The sequence below is a fragment of the Streptomyces sp. NBC_01451 genome, from assembly GCF_036227485.1.
In the GTDB taxonomy this organism is placed as follows: Bacteria; Actinomycetota; Actinomycetes; order Streptomycetales; family Streptomycetaceae; genus Streptomyces.
This window is the reverse complement of sequence record NZ_CP109479.1, coordinates 5,697,191-5,715,681: the sequence shown is the minus strand read 5'-3', so window position 1 is coordinate 5,715,681 and position 18,491 is coordinate 5,697,191. Positions and strand designations below refer to the sequence as shown.

14 protein-coding genes are annotated in these 18,491 nt (G+C 71.2%); 9 read left to right on the top strand and 5 right to left on the bottom strand.

Translation table 11 applies throughout. The annotated features are described in order from the left end of the window. Window positions 1–169 precede the first annotated feature (169 nt). From OG595_RS24935 to OG595_RS24915, 5 genes are all read left to right on the top strand, one after another. Window positions 170–4,474: an NEW3 domain-containing protein gene (locus OG595_RS24935; RefSeq protein WP_329275599.1), complete on the top strand. Its 4,305-nt coding sequence runs from the start codon at window positions 170–172 to the stop codon at window positions 4,472–4,474. Next, complete coding sequence (locus tag OG595_RS24930; RefSeq protein WP_443073135.1) at window positions 4,471–5,184, top strand: peptidyl-prolyl cis-trans isomerase; 714 nt, start codon at window positions 4,471–4,473, stop codon at window positions 5,182–5,184. Before OG595_RS24935 ends, OG595_RS24930 begins: the two co-directional genes overlap by 4 nt. A gap of 133 nt (window positions 5,185–5,317) precedes the next feature. After that, complete coding sequence (locus OG595_RS24925) at window positions 5,318–6,691, top strand: extracellular solute-binding protein (RefSeq protein ID WP_329275597.1); 1,374 nt, start codon at window positions 5,318–5,320, stop codon at window positions 6,689–6,691. A 2-nt stretch (window positions 6,692–6,693) separates the two neighbouring features. Next, complete coding sequence (locus OG595_RS24920; RefSeq protein ID WP_329275595.1) at window positions 6,694–7,719, top strand: carbohydrate ABC transporter permease; 1,026 nt, start codon at window positions 6,694–6,696, stop codon at window positions 7,717–7,719. Further along, the gene (locus OG595_RS24915; RefSeq protein WP_329275594.1) at window positions 7,716–8,600 is read left to right on the top strand and encodes a carbohydrate ABC transporter permease; all 885 of its coding nucleotides are present in this window, start codon (window positions 7,716–7,718) and stop codon (window positions 8,598–8,600) included. The genes OG595_RS24920 and OG595_RS24915 overlap by 4 nt, the downstream gene beginning before the upstream one ends. 273 nt (window positions 8,601–8,873) lie before the next feature. Here OG595_RS24915 and OG595_RS24910 read toward each other — a convergent pair whose 3' ends face one another. Together OG595_RS24910 and OG595_RS24905 are read right to left on the bottom strand one after the other, a co-directional pair. Further along, complete coding sequence (locus OG595_RS24910; RefSeq protein ID WP_329275593.1) at window positions 8,874–9,863, bottom strand: NAD(P)-dependent alcohol dehydrogenase; 990 nt, start codon at window positions 9,861–9,863, stop codon at window positions 8,874–8,876. Window positions 9,864–10,197: 334 nt separating this feature from the next. Then, window positions 10,198–10,899, bottom strand: coding sequence for a TetR/AcrR family transcriptional regulator C-terminal domain-containing protein (locus tag OG595_RS24905; protein ID WP_329275591.1), 702 nt, complete (start codon window positions 10,897–10,899; stop codon window positions 10,198–10,200). A 480-nt stretch (window positions 10,900–11,379) separates the two neighbouring features. Between OG595_RS24905 and OG595_RS24900 the strand changes: the two genes are divergently transcribed. The 3 genes from OG595_RS24900 to OG595_RS24890 all read left to right on the top strand — a co-directional run bounded on the left by OG595_RS24900 (window position 11,380) and on the right by OG595_RS24890 (window position 13,222). Continuing rightward, window positions 11,380–12,063 (top strand): class I SAM-dependent methyltransferase, encoded by a 684-nt coding sequence (locus OG595_RS24900; RefSeq protein ID WP_329275588.1) that lies wholly within the window; start codon window positions 11,380–11,382, stop codon window positions 12,061–12,063. A 234-nt stretch (window positions 12,064–12,297) separates the two neighbouring features. Next, window positions 12,298–12,870: a chloramphenicol phosphotransferase CPT gene (gene cpt, locus OG595_RS24895; RefSeq protein ID WP_329283165.1), complete on the top strand. Its 573-nt coding sequence runs from the start codon at window positions 12,298–12,300 to the stop codon at window positions 12,868–12,870. A 40-nt stretch (window positions 12,871–12,910) separates the two neighbouring features. Beyond that, window positions 12,911–13,222 (top strand): NIPSNAP family protein, encoded by a 312-nt coding sequence (locus OG595_RS24890; RefSeq protein WP_329275585.1) that lies wholly within the window; start codon window positions 12,911–12,913, stop codon window positions 13,220–13,222. A gap of 101 nt (window positions 13,223–13,323) precedes the next feature. On the opposite strand, the gene OG595_RS24885 is transcribed toward OG595_RS24890, so the two are convergent. The 3 genes from OG595_RS24885 to OG595_RS24875 all read right to left on the bottom strand — a co-directional run bounded on the left by OG595_RS24885 (window position 13,324) and on the right by OG595_RS24875 (window position 17,111). Then, window positions 13,324–13,545, bottom strand: a complete 222-nt coding sequence (locus OG595_RS24885; RefSeq protein ID WP_329275583.1) for a hypothetical protein — start codon at window positions 13,543–13,545, stop codon at window positions 13,324–13,326. 90 nt (window positions 13,546–13,635) lie between these two features. Continuing rightward, window positions 13,636–15,927 (bottom strand): glycoside hydrolase family 3 N-terminal domain-containing protein, encoded by a 2,292-nt coding sequence (locus OG595_RS24880; protein WP_329283163.1) that lies wholly within the window; start codon window positions 15,925–15,927, stop codon window positions 13,636–13,638. 71 nt (window positions 15,928–15,998) lie between these two features. Further along, a complete protein-coding gene (locus tag OG595_RS24875) occupies window positions 15,999–17,111 on the bottom strand; it encodes a BadF/BadG/BcrA/BcrD ATPase family protein (RefSeq protein WP_329275581.1) in 1,113 nt (370 codons plus the stop codon). A gap of 84 nt (window positions 17,112–17,195) precedes the next feature. Between OG595_RS24875 and OG595_RS24870 the strand changes: the two genes are divergently transcribed. Continuing rightward, window positions 17,196–18,455, top strand: a complete 1,260-nt coding sequence (locus OG595_RS24870; protein ID WP_329275579.1) for a glycoside hydrolase 5 family protein — start codon at window positions 17,196–17,198, stop codon at window positions 18,453–18,455. The last annotated feature ends 36 nt before the right edge of the window (window positions 18,456–18,491 follow it).

Genomic DNA, 18,491 nt, shown 5'->3' with positions numbered 1-18,491 from the left:
AGTCCTGCGCAGTCGTCGTACGTCACAGAAGTCGCCTCGGGTGTTCTCACCCCGGGGCGGCTTTTGCATGGATGAACCACCAAGGAAACTTGAAGGTGGTTGTTTGAACCATCCGAACGGTGCCACGATGGGCGCCCCCCGTTTCTCCCGTAGGCCTCGTAGGAGACCCATGCGCGTCACCTCAGTCGAGTCGACCGAGCTGTTCGTCGGCAGCGCCGAGCACCCTCGTCAGGTGGTGACCGCCGAGCTCGGACACACCGCCGGCCGTACGGTCCGGCTCACCGCCGAAGGACCCGGCGTCCGCGCCGACGGGGAGACGCTCGCGGCCGTCGGTGACGACGGGACCCTCCGCGTCGAGATATCCGTGGTCTGCGGCCTGCCCCCCGGCGAGCGCACCCACATCACGGTCACCGCCGAGGACACCGACGACCCCGGTCTGCGGGCCTCCCTCACCGGCAGCCTCCTCGTCGCCGAGCCCGGCTGGACCATGTTCATGGTCAGCCACTTCCACTACGACCCCGTCTGGTGGAACACCCAGGCCGCCTACACCGAGACCTGGGACGACGTCGACGACCCGGCCACCACCGGGTTGCCCGCCCGCACCTACGACTGGCGCGGCCAGTCGGGCATCAGCCTCGTCCGCGCGCACATCGACCTCGCGCGCCGCGACCCCGCGTACACCTTCGTGCTCGCCGAGGTCGACTACCTGAAGCCCTACTGGGACGCCTTCCCCGAGGAGCGCGCCTTCCTGCGGCAGCTGCTGCGCACCGGGCGCGTCGAGATCATGGGCGGCACGTACAACGAGCCCAACACCAACCTCACCGGCGCCGAGGCGACCGTACGCAACGCCCTCTACGGCGACGGCTTCCAGCGCGGGATCCTCGGCGCCGACCCGCACACCGCCTGGCAGCTGGACGCCTTCGGGCACGACCCCCAGTTCCCGGGGCTGATGGCCGACGCGGGGCTCTCCTCCAGCTCCTGGGCCCGTGGGCCCTTCCACCAGTGGGGGCCCACCATGTCGGTCTTCGGGGAGGAACCCCGAGACCCCCGACGGATGCAGTTCCAGGCCGAGTTCGACTGGATCGCCCCCTCCGGGCGCGGTCTCCTCACCGCGTACATGGTCAACCACTACGGCGCCGGCTGGGCCATCGACAACGCGCCCACGCTCCCGGAGGCGGAGGCCGCCGCCCTCAAGCTGTTCACCGGGCTGAAGAAGGTCGCGCTCACCCGCAACGTCCTCCTCCCCGTCGGTGGCGACTACGCGCCGCCCTGCCGCTGGGTCATGGCCATCCACCGCGACTGGAACGAGCGGTACGTCTGGCCGCGCTTCGTCTCCGCGATCCCGCGCGACTTCTTCGCCGCCGTACGCGCCGAACTCGAAGCCGAGGGGCGCAGGGCCTCGCCGCAGACCCGGGACATGAACCCGGTCTACACCGGCAAGGACGTCTCGTACATCGACACCAAGCAGGCCCAGCGGTACGGCGAGACAGTCCTCGCCGACGCCGAGGCCTGGGCGACGCTCGCCTCCCTCGTCACCGGGCGCGCCCACCCCGACGCGGCCCTCGACAAGGCCTGGCGGCAGCTGATCTACGGCGCCCACCACGACGCGGTCACCGGCTCCGAGTCCGACCAGGTCTACATCGACCTGATGACCGGCTGGCGCGAGCTGTACGACCTCGCCGAGTCCGTGCACACCGACGCCACCCAGGCCCTCGCCGACCGGGTGACCCCGCTGCCCGGCGGCGGACCCGACCTCGTCGTCCTCAACTCGGCGACCTGGCAACGCCGGGACGTCCTCACCACCGGCCTCCCCGACGGTCTCGTCCCCCTCGACGACACAACCGGGCTGCCGCTGCCCGCCGTACGGGAGGCGGACGGTGAACTGCGGGTCGTGGCGCCCGGCGTACCCGGCCTCGGGCTCAAGGCGCTTCCGCTCGGCGAGGGTTCGGTACCCGGCTGGACTCCGGGCGACGGACTGACCATCAGCAACGGGTTCTACGAGGTGACGGTCGACCCCGCTCGCGGCGGCGGCGTCAGCAGCCTGCGCCGGCTCAGCGAGGGCGGGCGGGAGTTGCTGCGCGCCGGCGACATCGGCAACGAGCTGGTCGTGCAGGAGGAGTATCCGGCGCACCCGAAGTTCGGCGAGGGGCCCTGGCATCTCACCCCGACCGGGACGACGGCCGCCCGCAGCGGGAGCGTCACGGCCTCGGTGAAGGTGGAGCACTCCGCGGCCGGGTCCCGGCTCACCGTCACCGCCGCCCTCGGCGAACTCTTCACCTACACGCAGCAGTTGACCCTCTGGGAGGGCGTCGACCGGCTGGACGTGTCGACCACCGTCGACGGGTACGACGGTTCCGACCGGCTCATCCGGGTCCGCTGGCCCTCGAACGTCCAGGGCGGGCTGCCCGTGCACGAGGTGGCCGACGCGGTCATCGGGCGCGGGTTCGGGTTCGTGGAGGTGGACAGCGAGCAGTTCCCGTGGACGCTCGACAACCCGGCCAACAACTGGTTCGCGCTGGGAAGCACCGCCCGGGTGGCCGTGCACGACGACTCCGGCGCGCTTCTCGGCCAACGGGCCTTCGGTGTCGCCGAGTTGGTATACCCGTCCTGGACCGAGGCCGGTGAACTCGGTGCCGAACTCGCCGCCGCGCTGGTACGGGTGGGGGTCACAGCCACCTCGACGATCGCCGACGGCCGACGCTACGGCGACCTGGAGATCGACTCCAACCTCCCCGACATCCGGATCGCCGTGGGCACCCCCGACCGCAACTCCGTCGTCGCCGAGGCCCTCGGCATGGACCCGGCCGCCGGTCGTGAACTCCGGCGCCAGCTCGCCGAGTCGGGCGTGGCGGCCGTATGGGTCGCGCCGCGTGCCGGGCTGCGCGAGGAGTGGGTGCCCGGGGCCGATCTGCGCGATCTGGAGCGGCTGCCGCTGCTCGTGGTGGCGGGCAGCGGTCCGCAGGACGACGCCAAGGCGGTGGACGCGCTGATCGCCGATCTCGGCGACGCCGTCGTCCGTGCCACGGCGGCCGGCGGCGGCGAGGCGCTGCCGCCGGGCGACACCTGGGACGGCACCGGCTTCGCCGTCCTGAACCGGGGCACGCCCGGCTGTGTGGTCACGCCCTCCGGCGACCTCTACATGTCCCTGATGCGTTCCTGCACCGGCTGGCCGTCGGGCTTCTGGGTGGACCCGCCCCGCCGCACGGCCCCCGACGGCTCCGCCTTCCAGCTCCAGCGCTGGTCGCACACCTTCGAGTACGCCGTCCTCGGCGGCACCGGCGACTGGCGCGAGCTGCGGCTGCCGCAGGCTGGGCACGCGTACAACCATCCCCTGCGGGCACGGGTTCGGGACCGCTCCACGGAAGCTGCGGACACTGTCGAACTTCCCCGCACCACAACCCTGTTGAGCCTCGAACCCGCCGGTGAGGTACTCCTCGACGCCCTCAAGCCCGCCGGTTCACCGCTCGCCCGGGGGAGCGTGGCGCCCGCCGACCCGGGGCGCGGTGTCGTCGTACGGATGCACGAGGTGAACGGCCGACCGGCGTCGGCGCGGGTGCGCGGGCCGGTGGCCTGGACGGACGGCACCCGTGCCGACCTCCTGGAGACACCCGGGGAGCCGCTGACCCCGGACGCGGACGGCGGCCTCGGAGCCCGTCTGACCGGGTTCGAGGTCGCCACCCTGCTGATGACTCCCGCCGGTACACCGACTGCCGAGGGCGTGAGCACGGGTGCGGGCATCGACGCGTACGAGCCCGCGCAGCCCGTCCACTCCCGCTACTGGCTGCACAACTCCGGTCCGGCCCCGCGCGGCAACCTGCCCGTCGCCGTCTACCTCTCCCCCACCGCCCTCACCGCCTCCGGGCCGGTCACGGTGACGGTCCGGATCAGTTCCGAGCTGACGGACTCCCCCGTCTCCGGCACCCTGGCCCTCGGCGTCCCGCCGGGCTGGTCCGCCGAACCGGCCGAGCTGCCGTACGCCCTCGGCCCCGCCGGATTCACCCTCACCGAGGTCACCGTGACCCCGCCGAAGGACGCGCCGCCGGGCCGCCACTGGCTCACCGCACGCCTCCCGTACGGCGGTCAGGTGTACGAGGACACGGTGGCCCTGGACGTGCCGGGCGCCGTGGCGGAGGGCGCGCCGGACGGGCGTACCGGCCCGACTCTGCTGACCAGGCTCGGGGCCGACCGGGTGGTCGTGCGTCGCGGGGAGCGCGTGCGGGTCCCGGTGAGCCTGCGCAACACGACCCTCGGGGAGATCAGCGGCACGTTGTGGGCCGTGTCCTCGTGGGGGACGTGGGCGGGGGTCGGGCCCGGGGTGCGGGGGTTCGCCGTACCGGCCGGGGAGTCGGTGGAGTGCGGGATCGAGGTGGACGGCGGGGCGCTGGCGCCGGGGTCGTACTGGCTGATGGCGAAGGCCGGCTGGCACGGGTGCGTGGCGTACACGGAGGCCGTGGTTCTGGAGGTGACGCCGTGAACGAGGAACATGGGCACGGGTATCCGCATGCGCACGCGGATCCACCCGCGCGTCCCTCCACGCACCCGTCCGCGCGTCCGCCCGAGGGTGCCTGTGCCCTCGTACGCGGTGAACCCGTGGCCCGGGAGCAGGTGGACGCTGTCCTGGCGGCCGTACCGGCGCGCGATGGCGACACGGCGCGGCCCGAGGCGGTCGCGCGGGCGGAGCGGCAGCGGCGGCGCTGGGCCACGCAGGTGGTCGTGGCGGACGTACTGGCGCGGCGGGCGTGTACGGATCGGGGGCTGGAGCCTCCGGAACCGCCCCGGGCAGGTGTGCTGACCGCCGTGCCGGAGGCGGACGTCGCCGGGCTCGGGAGCATCGTCGCGGTCGTGCTGGCCTACTCGGCCGCGGCGCGGGCGCTGTTGGGGCACCTCGAAGAGCGCCAGACGATCCCCGAGGCGGCCCTGCGGGAGTACTACGAGCGCAACCGGGACCGGTTCCTGACCGTGGAGTCCCTGCGCGGCGGCGTCGATCCGTTCGGTGCCGCGAGGGATGCCGACTTCCTGCCGTACGAGCACGTGAAGGCGGGCATCGAGGGCGAGTTGAGGCAGGCGGCGGGCCGGCGGGCGTTCTTCTCGTGGCTCGACCTGGCGCGGGTGGACGTGGTGTACGCGCCCGGGCACGAGCACCCCGGGGACCCGTCCCAACCGGACCACGAACACCGCCACTGAGGCGGCTGCCGTCAGGTTCCGGAACCTAAAAGCAACACGGCACCCCATTGACCTCCGATGAATTCTGGTCCACATTTTCATCATTCGGAGTCGAAGTTGGTGAATCAAACCAGCATCCTGGAGGGCAGCAGCAATGCGCGCAAGAAGACTGACCGGATCCCTGTCCTGTCTCGTCGTACTGACGTTGACGGCCGCCGGATGCGGCCTCTCCGGAGGCTCCGACGACAGCGGCGCCACCGCCGGTGGCTGCTCGGTCGACAAGGGCAACGTCGGGTCGGGGAAGCTGACCGGGGACGTCAAGGGCACGATCACCTTCCAGACCACCAACCTGAAGAAAGACTTCGGCGACTTCTTCAACGGCGTGATCGCCGACTTCCAGAAGGCCCACCCCGGCACCAAGGTCAAGTGGATCGACGACCCCGGCGACAACACCTTCACCAGCCGGACCGTCGCCGACGCCCAAGCCTGCACGATGGCCGACGTCATCAACGTCAACGCGCCGACGGCGACCGCCCTCACCAAGGCCGGCTATCTGCTCGACATCGGCACCAAGGACCCGGACTCGTCCAAGCCCTTCGTCCCGTCGTTCTGGAAGACCGCCACCTTCGCGGACGCCTCCGGCAAGTCGATCCACACCACGCTGCCCTGGTACACCGGCGGCGTCCTCCTGACGTACAACAAGGACCTGCTGGAGAAGGCCGGCATCGACCCGGCGAAGGCGCCGACGAGCATCTTCGGGCTCTTCGCCGACTACGAGAAGGTCGCCAAGGCCGCCGACGGCAAGTACTTCGCGACGATGGCCAACCCGATCTGGCGCATCCCGGCCGACTTCGACCAGATGGGCATCAAGGTCCTCTCCAGCGACGGCAAGTCCGCCGTCTTCGGCGACGACCCGCGCACCACCCAGTGGGTCGAGTGGATGGCGAAGCTGTACAAGGAGGGCGCGATGCCGAAGGACTCGCTGTCCTCCAGCAACGACCCGTCCACGCTCTACAGCCAGGGCAAGGTGGCCTACGGTTCGACGAACCCGAGCTTCGTGCGGTTCGTCAAGCAGAACAGCCCGTCGGTCTACGCCAAGACGGCCGTCGGCCAGCAGCCCTACGACGCCCTCGGCGTCGCCTCCGCCGGCGCCCCGCAGTACATCTCGGTCGCCGCGACCAGCAAGCACGCGGCCACCGCGCTGTCGTTCGCCGAGTTCCTCACCAACGCCGAGAACCAGACGGCCTGGTGCAAGGACCCGGCCGTGGTGATCTTCCCGACGACCACCGAGTCGCTGAACGACCCGTTCTTCCAGAACGTCACCGGCACCGACCCGTTCTCCCAGGCCCGCAAGCTCGTCGCCGACCAGCTCAAGACGGCCTCCACCAACCAGACCAACCTCTCCCCGGCCGTGCAGAACGCCATCGTGTCCCAGGTGCAGCTGGCCATGCAGGGCAAGAAGAGCGCGGCGGACGCCGTGAAGGACGCCCAGGAGAAGTCCAACGAGCTGCTGAAGCAGGGCAGCTGACGGTGACGGCACAGATCACGAACCCGGCGTCCGGCGTAGAGGCCCCGGCCTCCACGCCGGCCCCGGCCCCGCCCCCTTCTCCCTCCCGCCTCCGCCGGCTCGCCAGGGCCGCGCTGCCCGGTCCCGCTCCCGGGGCCAACGGAGCGGCCATGTACCGCCGTTGGTGGCTGCCGTGGCTGTGGACCGCCCCCGCGATCGTGTGCGCGGTGGTCTTCGGGGTGTTCCCCTTCCTCAACACGGTCCTGCTGTCGTTCACCAACGCCAAGCCGCTGGGCGGCGCCGCGAGTTTCGTCGGACTCGACAACTACACGCGGATGCTCCAGGACGACGACTTCTGGCTCGCGACCCGCAACAGCATCCTGTACGCGGTGATCGTCGTGCCGCTGATGGTGCTGCTGCCGCTGATGCTCGCCGTCCTGGTGGAGAAGAACCTGCCCGGCATCGGCTTCTTCCGCTCCGCCTTCTACACGCCGGTGCTCGCCTCCAGCGTGGTCGTGGGCCTGAGCTGGCAGTGGCTGCTCGCGGACGACGGCCTGGTCAACACCTGGCTGGAGAAAGCCCACCTGATCAGGTCGGCGATCCCCTTCCTCTCCGACTCGTGGCTGATCCTGCTCTCCGCGATGGGCCTGACCCTGTGGAAGGGCCTCGGCTGGTACATGGTCTTCTACCTGGCCGCCCTCGGGAACGTGCCCAAGGAACTGCACGAGGCCGCCCAGATGGACGGCGCCGGTGCGGTCCGCCGCTTCTGGAACATCACGATCCCCGGCGTCCGGACGGCCATGATGCTCGTCGGCACCCTCACCGGCATCGGCTCCCTGCGGGTCTTCACCGAGATCTACATGCTCGGCAGCTCCACCGGCGGCCCCGGCGGCGCCGACCGCACCCTGCCCTTCTACATCCGGGACGTCGGCCTGGACCCGATCACCGGCAACGCCGGCTACGGCTCGGCCGTCAGCGTGGCCCTGTTCGCACTCACCCTGGGCCTGACCCTGCTGGCGCAGCGCCTGACCAAGGAGGACGAGTCATGACGACGACCGTCGTCGAGCCCAAGGGCCGTCGCCTGATGCCGCGTTGGCGCGACTACGGCCGCCCGCGCGAGCTGGTCGTCCGCTATCTGCTCCTCATTCTGGTACTCGGCCTCACCGTGGGCCCGCTGCTGTGGCAGCTGCTGGCCTCCCTGAAGGGCACGAGCGAGGACGTCTTCGGCGCGAACGCCACCCTGCTGCCGCACCACCCGACCCTGCGCGCGTACCGGACGGTCTTCGACCAGGTGCCGGTGTGGTCGTACATCAAGAACAGCCTGATCGTGGTCGCCCTGTCGATCACCAGCCAGCTGGTCTTCTCCACGACGGCCGGCTACATGCTCTCCAAGTCCTCCTGGAAGGGCCGCAAGGCGGTCTGGGTGGTGCTGATCGCCTCGATGATGTTCCCCTTCGAGTCGATCATGGTCTCGCTGTTCATCAGCATCCGCGACCTGGGTCTGGTCGACAGCCTGGCCGGCGTGTGGCTGCCGGGCTTCGTCGGCGCGATCAACGTCCTCCTCATGCGCGGCGCGTTCCTCGCGGTCCCGCGCGAGATCGAGGACTCGGCGATGCTGGACGGCGCGAACGAGTGGCAGCGCTTCAAGTACCTGTATCTGCCGTCCGCGTGGGGCGCGATCATGGTGGTCGTCATCAACACGTTCATCAGCGCCTGGGACGACTTCCTGTGGCCGCTGATCGTGCTGCGCTCCGAGAGCAACATGACGCTGACGCTGGGCCTTTCACGGCTCCAGTCGTCGTCGTTCGGCTACGACCAGCGGATGGTGATGGCCGGTTCGGTGATCTCGGTGATCCCGGTACTGGTGCTGTTCGTGATCACGCAGCGGTGGTTCTATCGGGGGGTGGCCGCGGGGGCTGTGAAGATCTGAACGGGGAGCGGGGGGGGGCGGTTCTGCGAGTGGGCGAGAATCCACCACGTCGGTCTCCGCCTGGTCGGCCGTAAGGGTGAGCGGTGCGAAGACAAGGCGAATGCGACACGGGGCGCCACGCTCGACCAGCGCCAGCCAGTCCTGGGACGGCGCCGGGATCGTCGTCACGTACTGATCGTGGCCGTGGTCCGGAGCGACCCGCCCGCGCCGGGTCACGAGGCGCGCGCCGATCGTGCGAGTGGTCGAAGGCGGGGCCGAGCCGGTACAGCGCGCTCACGGCACCGTGACCACGGCCTTGCCGCGGGCATGGCCCCGCTCGACATGGCGCACGCCCTCGGCCACGTCGGTCAGGGGGTAGGTCCGGTCGACCACCGGGGTGAGCCTGCCGGACTCGATGAGCGCGGTGACGGCGAGGAGGTCCTCGTGGGCCGGCCCGGCCGGGGTCGCCGGGAGGATCACGCGGAGCTGCTGCCGGACGAACGCGTTGACCGCGATCAGTCGCAGCATGGAGCCCATCGCTCCGAACACATGGCCGGGCGAGCCGCCACCGTTGGCCACCAGGGTCCCTGTCGGGGTGAGCGCCCGGCGCAGCCGGCTCAGCGGGCGGTTGCCCACGTTGTCCAGGATCACGTCGTAGCGCTCGCGCCCGTCGGTGAAGTCCTCCCGGGTGTAGTCGACGACGTGCGCGGCGCCCAGCGAGCGCACCAGCTCGACATTGCGGGCGCTGCACACCCCGGTGACCTCCGCGGACAGGGCCGCGGCGATCTGGACGGCGAACGTGCCCACACCGCCGGCCGCTCCGTTGACCAGCACCCGCTGCCCGGCCTGTACCTGGCCCACGGTCCGGATGCCGCGCAGGGCGGTCACCGCCGCCACCGGCACGGCTGCTGCCTGCTCGAAGGTCAGGGTCGCGGGCTTGGGCACCAGCAGGTCCGCGGTGGTGACCGCGTACTCGGCGAAGGCGCCCGGACAGAAGCCCAGGACCTCGTCGCCGGGCTGGAGTCCGCGCACGTCGTCGCCGACCGCCTCCACCTGTCCGGCCGCGTCGATCCCGGCCACCCGGGACTTCGGCCGGGTCAGTCCCACGGCTCCCGTCAGCCGCGCCATGAACGGGTCGCCACGCATCATGTGCCAGTCGTAGGGGTTCAGTGCGGCGGCGCGCACCCGCACCAGCACCTGGCCGGCGCCGACCTCGGGCCGGTCGGCGTCCGCCAGTCGCAGGACGTCCGGCGGGCCGAACCGCTCCTGAACGATCGCTTTCATCGGATTTCCCCCATCACCTCGTGACCGATCGCCGCTCGCCGTCCTCGCCGGGTACGGCACCGACCGATCAGCAGATCCTTGAAGGTGTACGGCGTACACCTCTGATGAGCAACGTAGGTGTACGCCGTACACCCGTCAAGGGGCGAAGAGGCACGAGTTCGAGGCGCACAGCAGGGGAGAAGAGGTGGGGCGGGGTGGGGTGGGCGACGGCAGCGGCAGCGGCAGCGGCAGCGGCAGCGGCAGCGGCAGCGGCAGCGGCAGCGGCAGCGGCAGCGGCAGCGGCTATGACGAACGAAAGCCTCGGGCTGATGCCGCCGGACCCTTCACCGGTGGGTCAGCTCGCGCCCCGGAGCCGCTCAAGGCCGTCCAGCGTCAGGTCCAGAGCGAACTCGAACTCGAACTGGTCGTCGCAGCCCGAGCCGACGACGGACTCGTTGTCGTGGGCGACCGCCATGGCCAGTTCGGTGATGTGGGGGTAGCGCGCGGCCATCTCCTCGGGCGGCATCGCGTCCGGATCCGGCTCACGGCCGGAGCCGTCCTCGAACAGTTCCTGGGAGAAGCCCAGCAGACGGCTGCCCATCACATGCATCGCGTGATGGACCAGGTCGATCGAGAACCCCCCGGCCCGGAAGATCCCGATCATCGAGTCCAGATACTCCATCACCGCAGGGGTGGGGGCGGACCGCGCCTTGATCCGCGACTCGATGACCCCGGACGCCCACGGGTGGCGCAGCAGCATACGGCGGGCCGACAGCACCCGTCGGCGGACGGCGGTCTTCCAGTCGACGTCGGCGGCCGGCGGATCGATCTCGCCGACGAGGACGTCGATCATGCCGTCCAGCAGCTCGTTCTTGTTGGCCACATGCTTGTACAGCGCCATGGGCACGACGCCGAGCGCCTGCGCGATCCTGCGCATGCTGAGCGCATCGACCCCGCCTTCGTCGGCCAGGGTGACAGCGGCGCCCAGAAGCCGCTTTCTGCTCAGGGGCACACGGGGCTGCACGGCGGCGTCGGCCTGCGTGGCCATCTCCACCATCCCCTCCCTCTCGTACCGGGCAGGGCCCGGAGCCGCCACCCTCCCCTTGGACGGGTGCACAGCGTCCACCCACCGTATTCCCACCATGAGGTGTACGGCGTACACCATGCCTTCGTCCGTGTCCGAGACCACCGGAACGATCGGACGAATTGCCCGATGCCGGAAACCGGAAAGGCCGGAGCGCCAGCCATGGTAGCTCCCGATCTTCACGACGAAGCCACCACGGCGTACTCACAGGCGGCTTGATCGCAGTGCGCCGAGCCCGAGGCGAGAAGGGTCCGGTGGAAGTCGTCGTTCTCCGATGCGGGAGCCCAGTACGCCGAGGACGGCGTCGTCGATGACATGACGATCGCCGTCCGCGACAGCGAAGCCCCGCACGGACCGGCGCTCCCACTCACCCACAGCCGGCCGGCTTCGCCTCCGCCGTGGCCGCAGGCCGGTTCGGCGTGCTTGTCGGCCCCCTCCTCTAGAGTCCCCCGCGTGACCCACGAATCCGCCCCCTCCCACCTCACCGCGATCCGCGACTCGTACGACACCGTCGCCGCCGCCTACGTCCAACTCGTCAAGAATCCGGAGGAGTTGGACCCACTGTCGCGGGCAATGCTGGCCGCGTTCGCCGAGTCCGTGCAGACGGCCGGCCTCGGCCCGGTCGCGGACCTGGGATGCGGGCCCGGCAAGGTGACCGCGCACCTGGCAGCCCTGGGCGTGCCCGCGTTCGGCGTCGACCTGTCGCCGAAGATGATCGAGCTGGCCGGCCGGGCCCACCCCCACCTGAGCTTCACCGTGGGCTCGATGACCGCCCTCGCGCTCCGGGACGGCGAACTCGGCGGCATCCTCGCCTACTACTCCACCCACCACACCCCACCCGAGCAACTGCCGGTCGTGTACGCCGAGTTCCACCGCACGCTCGCGCCCGGCGGTCTCCTGATGCTGGCCGGGTACGTGGGAGACGAGGAGTATCTGCGCCTACGGACGACCCAGGCGTACGGCGGGCACCCGGTGTCCTACGAGTCGCACCTGCTCCCGGCCGAGAAGATCGCCGAATTGCTCAACCGGGCAGGATTCGTGATCACCTCGCGACTGGTGCAGGAGCCCGGCGAGGTGGTGAAGCGGACCGTCGCCACCTTCCTGGCCCGGAAACCCGCACTCCCCCACATGCCGTAGCAGTTGTCGCGTTCCCGGGAAGCTGACACGGCTCGCGAACCGGCCGAACTCGCCGGGTGAACCGCCGCAGGTGACTCCGCCGCCTCGCACCAGGGGACAGCCCGCCCCGGCCGGAATTCGTTTCGTTCCCCGCGGCGGGCGCCCTAGTGTGGCGCGGTGGCGATTCCGATTCAGGACCAGGACCAGGACCAGGACCAGGACAGAGACGAGGACAGGGACCGGGCTCCGGTCAAGATGATCATTCTCAACGGTGGTTCCAGCTCCGGGAAGTCCGAGATCGTACGGTGTCTGCAAGCCGAACTGCCGGACCCGTGGCTGGCGTTCGGGTGCGACTCGTTCGTGGAGGCCCTGCCCGCGAGGATGCGGGAGTCGGACGCGGGCATCGCGATCACGACGGACGGCGAAGTGAGCGTCGGGGCGGACTTCCTGGCGCTGGAGGCGGCCTGGCGGGAAGGTGTCGTGGCGATGGTCCGGGCCGGTGCCCGGGTCGTCATCGACGACGTCTTCCTCGGCGGAGCGGCGTCCCAGCAGCGGTGGCGCAAGGCTCTTGGCGCAGTGGACGAAGTGGGTGACCTGCCCGTGCTGTGGGTCGGCGTCCGGTGCGAGAGCGCCGTAGCCGCGCGCCGCGAGATCGCCCGGGGAGACCGGGCTCTCGGGATGGCCGCCGCGCAGGCGGACGTCGTCCACGAGGGCGTGGTCTACGACCTGGAGGTCGACACGTCGCACACCGAGTCCCTGGTGTGCGCGCGAACCATCGCCGCCCGCGTCCGCGACGGCGAGGCAACCCTCGGCCACCCTGGCGGCTGACCCGGCGCCCACCACGACCGTCGCACGGGATCATGAAGGCATGATCACCATCCATCTCAAGTACGAGATCGACGCCGACAAGCTTGAGGATTTCGAGGAGTACGGTCGCCGCTGGGTCCGGCTCGTCAACCGTCTCGGCGGGACCCACCACGGCTACTTCCTGCCGAGTGAAGGTGACAGCGACATCGCCTACGCCCTGTTCTCCTTTCCCAGCCTGGCCGCATACGAGCAGTACCGCACGGACAGCATGTCGGACGCCGAGTGCCAGGAAGCGTTCGCGCTGGCTCGGGACACCCGCTGCATCAAACGGTACGAGCGCCGCTTCCTCCGGCCGCTCGACAGCCGGGCCTAGAGCGGCACAGCGAAGGCGGCACAGCGACGGCCGCAGAGCGCCGACAAGGCACCCTGCGGCCGTTCACCCGGGCCCGTGGCCCCATAGACCCGTACGCCCGCTCAGTCGCACGCGCTCCCGGCGGGGCCGTCCTTCTTCCGGAACGTCATCTTCGGCGCACCGTCCGCCTTGAGTTCGTCGGCGACACCGCCGATGTAGTTCCCGTACGAGTAAATCGTGTCGTATCCCCGCCCGCGCCAGGAAGTGACGTCGACGACGTCCTCACGCTTTCCGGTGGGATTCCAGGTGTACGACTCGACCTTGAACACCGGATTCACCCGCACCACACGCTTTGTCGTCGCCCCTGACCGCCGGAAATCAATATGGCGGACCCGGCATCGCGACGAGAGGGATATCCGGCGGGTTTCAGCGCATCACGAGTCCTGCTGTGACGCCCCTGGGACACCGCCATGACCTTGTCCTCCTGCCGGGCCGGCAGACACGGCCACCGGTACGGCCGTCAGCGCCTCCCGCGCCGACGCCGCCACCCGGATCTCCACGCTCCCCGGCAGCACCGCCCGTTCCAAGTCCCCGCCAACCTGGGCGAGTTGCTCCTCCGTGAGGGCGAACGTGACCGTACGGCACTCCCCCGGAGCCAGGTCCACGCCCTGGAAGGCCCGGAGCTCCAGCGTGCGCGGCCACACCGTCGTCCGCAGCGGGCGGATGTAGAGCTGGACCACCGAACGACCGGCCCGTTCCCCGGTGTTGGTGACCTCGACCTCGCAGCGGGCCGGCCCTTCCTCCGTGAGCCTCGGGACGCCGTACTCGAACGTCGTGTACGTCAGGCCGTGCCCGAAGGAGTACTGCGGTTCGGCGTCCTCGTCCACGTACGAGCCGTACTCGGTGTCCTTGTGGTTGTAGTAGACGGGGAGTTGGGCGGCCGAGCGGGGGACAGAGACGGGGAGGCGGCCGGTCGGGGCGGTGCGGCCGAGGAGGATCTCGGCGATCGCCTCGCCGCCCCAGGGGCCCGGGTACCAGGCCGTCAGCAGTGCGGCGGCGTGTTCCGCGGCCTCCGGCACCGCGTGCGGGCGGCCCTGGATCAGGACGACCACCGTGGGTGTGCCCGTCGCCGTCACCGCGTCCAGCAGGGCGCGCTGGGCCCGGCCCAGGCGCAGGCCGGCCAGGTCGACGCCCTCGCCACAGGTCATCTCCGAGACGACCGTGCGCGCCGCGCCGTTGGCGTCGAACTCCGTGTCCGGGGTACGGGCACTGCTGCCGCCCAGGACCAGCACCGCCAGGTCGGAGACCGCTGCCACCGCCACCGCCTCCGGGATGCCGGAGAGGTCGTCGCCGGTCAGGGCGCAGCCCTGGGCGTGGCGTACCTCCGTCCCGGGAAGGGTGAGGTGGTTCAGGGCGGCCAGGACGCTGGTTCCGGTGCCGGGGCGTTGGGGGGCGGTGTAGTCGCCGAGTTGGTGGGCCGTGGTGGCGGAGTGCGGGCCGAGGACGGCTATGCGGGAGACCACGGCCTGGTCGACGGGCAGGACTCCCGCCCTGTCGTGGAGGAGGGTGACGGCGGAGCGCGCCAGGGCTGTACTCAGCGAACGGCCGGCCTCGGCGGACGGCAACTCCGTTGTCGTATAAGGGTGTTCGAAGAGACCCAGGCGGAATTTCAGGGTCAGGACCCGGGACACGGCCGTGTCGAGCACCGACTCCTTCACCAGGCCGCGTTCCACCGCCTCCACCAGGTGAGTGAAGCCCTCGCCCCAAAGGCTCAGGTCGATACCGGAGTTGAGGGCCAGGGCGCCCGCGGAGACCTTGTCGCCGGTGATGCGGGCCAGGCGGTCCACCGCCAGGCCGTCCGCCATGACCAGGCCCTCGAAGCCCCAGCCACCACGATCCACGCCATCACGATCTCCGTCGCCGCGCAACAACCCGTTCAGCAGAGGGCCGTTGGCCGAGCAGGGAATGCCGTCCACCTCGTTGTACGCGGCCATCACCGCGGCAGCGCCCGCCCGTACGCCCGCTCTGGCTGCCGGGAGGTGGATCTCGTGGAGTTCACGGGGACCCAGCTCCGACTCGGCAGAGTTCCGGCCGCCGACCGTCGCGCCCTGGCCGGCGAAGTGCTTCAGGACCACCGGGGCCTTGTCCGGCGCGAAGACCCCCCGCTCCTCCACGTCCCCCTGCATGCCTCTCACCAGCGCCTCAGTCAGGCGCGCGGCAAGGTACGGGTCCTCGCCGAAGCACTCCTCCGTACGGCCCCAGCGGGGGTCGCGGGCGATGTCCAGGGCCGAGACCAGGGCCAAGTGACCGCCCCTGGCACGGAGTTCGGCGGCGGCGTGGGCTGCCGCCCGCTCGTACAGGTCCGGGTCCCAGGTGGCGCCCACCGCGAGGTTGACGGGGAGGACCGTGCCGTCGAGGGCCATGAGGCCGTGCGGTACCTCCTCGACGAAGAGCGCGGGGATGCCGAGGCGGCTGCGTTCGAGGACGTGGCGCTGGACCAGGTGGGCCAGCGCCGGGCCCGCCTGCGCGTCGGCGCCTGTCGAGTGGTCGACGCCGGACCAGGCGTCGGCGCGCAGGAGTCCGTACAGGGCGCCGAGTCCCTCGAAGCGGTCGGTCTCCTCGTACAGGGCCGGGGTCAGCTCGAACTCGCCGTCCGGACTGCGGCGGTAGGCGTCCCAGCCGTACATCCGCTGGTTGAGCTGACCGACCTTCTCACGCAGGGTCATCCGGGCCAGGAGGTCGGCTACGCGGGCACCGACCGGGGCGGCGGGGTCGCGGTAGAGGGGGCTGGGAGGGATCACTGGTTCTTCTCCGGGTGCGTCGCGGGGGCGCCGTCGTGGGCGAGTCGGGCCAGGGCCACCGCACCCCGGCTGCCGTCGGGGACCCAGTGCGCGACCAGGCCGAGGGTGCTCAGGTGCCGGTCCAGCGGGGCGGTCAGCGGGCCTCCGGGGCCGAGCAGGCCGCCTGTCGCGACCACCGACTCACCCGGCGTCGGCTCCAACGCCCGTACACAGTCGGCGAGATGACCGGCCGCCGCGTCGAGGATCGCCTGCGCGAGGGCGTCCCCCGCCCGGGCCGCCCCGGCGACCAGCGGGGCGAACCGGGCCAGCCGGACCGGCGGTTCGGCCATGACGGCGGGGAGGACGTACCGGCGATAGGCCTCGCGGGCGGAGCGGGGCCACGACCTACCGGCGCCGCCCTCACCCTCGTACGCCGACAGCTCCCCCTCGACTGGGAGAACCGCGTCCGGCACCCCCAACTCCCGCCCCACCAGGGCCGCCAGAGCCGTGTCGCCGCCGCGCCGGTCCGCCATGCGCAGCGCTACCCGGACCGCCTCCCGGCCGATCCAGAAGCCGCCGCCGTCGTCGCCGAGGAGCCAGCCGTCGCCGCCGACCGTCTTCTCGCAGTGGCGGGCGGTGATGCGCATCGCGACGGCTCCCGTACCGGCGACGAGGGCCAGCCCGTCGGCAGGGGTGTCCGGGGCGGCGGCGAAGGCGGCCTCGATGTCGCTGCCGATCCGGATCGAGCCCGGGGGGACGTGGATGCCGAGGCGCCGCAGGGCTTCCGTCAGCGCGGTGCGGGCGTTGACGCGGCCGGGTTCGTCGGCGGTGCCGGCGGCGCCCGCGAAGCCGCCCGCGACGGCGACGACCCGGGGCCGGTCCGGCTCGGGCACCGCCCCGGCGAGGGCCTCGACGAGGTGCTCGGTGAGCTGCGGTACGGGGACGGTGAGGGCGTTGCCCGGCCCGGCGACGCCCTCACCGAGCGGGCGCCCGTCGGCGGCGGACGCCAGCACGGCGCGCGTACGGGTGCCACCGGCGTCGAGCCCGACGACAAGGGCGCCGCCCGCCGGAACACCGTGTTCGCCCCGGCCGGAATCCCGACCCGAATCCTGGTTCAATTCATTGCTCATCGCGCACTATGGTGGTTCATACATTCGCCGAGGACAAGACCCGACTCGCGGCCCGGCGCAGTCACGAACGTCCGTGGAGGACCCGTGAGCACTCCCCCCGCCCCCCGTTCAGCCCTCCGTTCCACCCCTCGCTTCGGCGTCAACTACACGCCGCGCCGGGGCTGGTTCCACTCCTGGTACGACTTCGACCCGGCTCTCGCCCGCGAGGATCTCGACCAGATAGCCGGGCTGGGCCTGGACCACGTACGGGTCTTCCCGCTCTGGCCACTGCTCCAGCCGAACCGCACGCTGATCCGCGCGTCCGCCGTCGACCAGGTGGCACAGCTGGTCGACGTGGCGGCGGAGGCGGGCCTCGACGTCATGGTGGACGGCGTGCAGGGCCACCTCTCCAGCTTCGACTTCTACCCGGAGTGGACGCGCAGCTGGCACCACCGCAACGTCTTCACGGACCCGGAGGCGATCGAGGCCCAGGCCAACCTCCTGCGCACCCTCGGCGGCGCCCTGGCCGGCCGTCCGAACCTCCTCGGGCTCCAGCTCGGCAACGAGCTCAACAACCTGGTCGAACACAACCCGGTGACGGTGGCCGACATCGACCACTACCTGGACACCCTGCTGGCCGCCGCGCGCACAGGACTGGGCCCGGCGGGTGCCGCGGGCCTGGTAACGCACTCCGCGTACGACGCCGCCTGGTACAGCGACGACCACCCCTTCACACCGGAGGCCTCGGCCCGCAAGGGCGACCTGACGACCGTCCACCCCTGGGTGTTCTCGGCCGACTGCGCCCGCCGCTACGGCCCCCGCTCCCCGCAGGTCCAGCATCTCGCGGAGTACGGGGTGGAGCTGGCCAAGGCGTACGCCGACGACCCCGCCCGGCCCGTCTGGGTCCAGGAGACCGGCGCCCCCGAACCGCACATCCCGGCGGCCGACGCCCCCGGCTTCGCCCGCGCGACCGTGCGCAACGCCACCGGGTGCACGGACCTGTACGGAGTCACCTGGTGGTGCTCCCACGACGTGGACCGTTCCCTCGCGGACTTCCCCGAACTGGAGTACACACTCGGCCTGTTCGACTCCACAGGCCGCCCGAAGCCCATCGCCGAGGCCCTCGCGGAGACGGTCGCCGAGCTGCGCGCCGATCCCCGCCCGGCCGAGCCCCGTACGACCGCTCTGGTGCTCGACTGCACACCGGGGACCCGTTCGATTTCGGGACCGGGAGGCGCGTACTTCGAGGCGTGGATGCGGCTGCGGGCGGAGGACGTGCGCCCGGCGGTGGTGCCGGCCGAGCGGGCCGAGGACGCGGAGTACTTGGCGGCGCGGGGAATCAAGGAGATCGTCCGGGACCTCTGACCACAGGCCCACGCTCGCGCTATGACCCAGCTCACA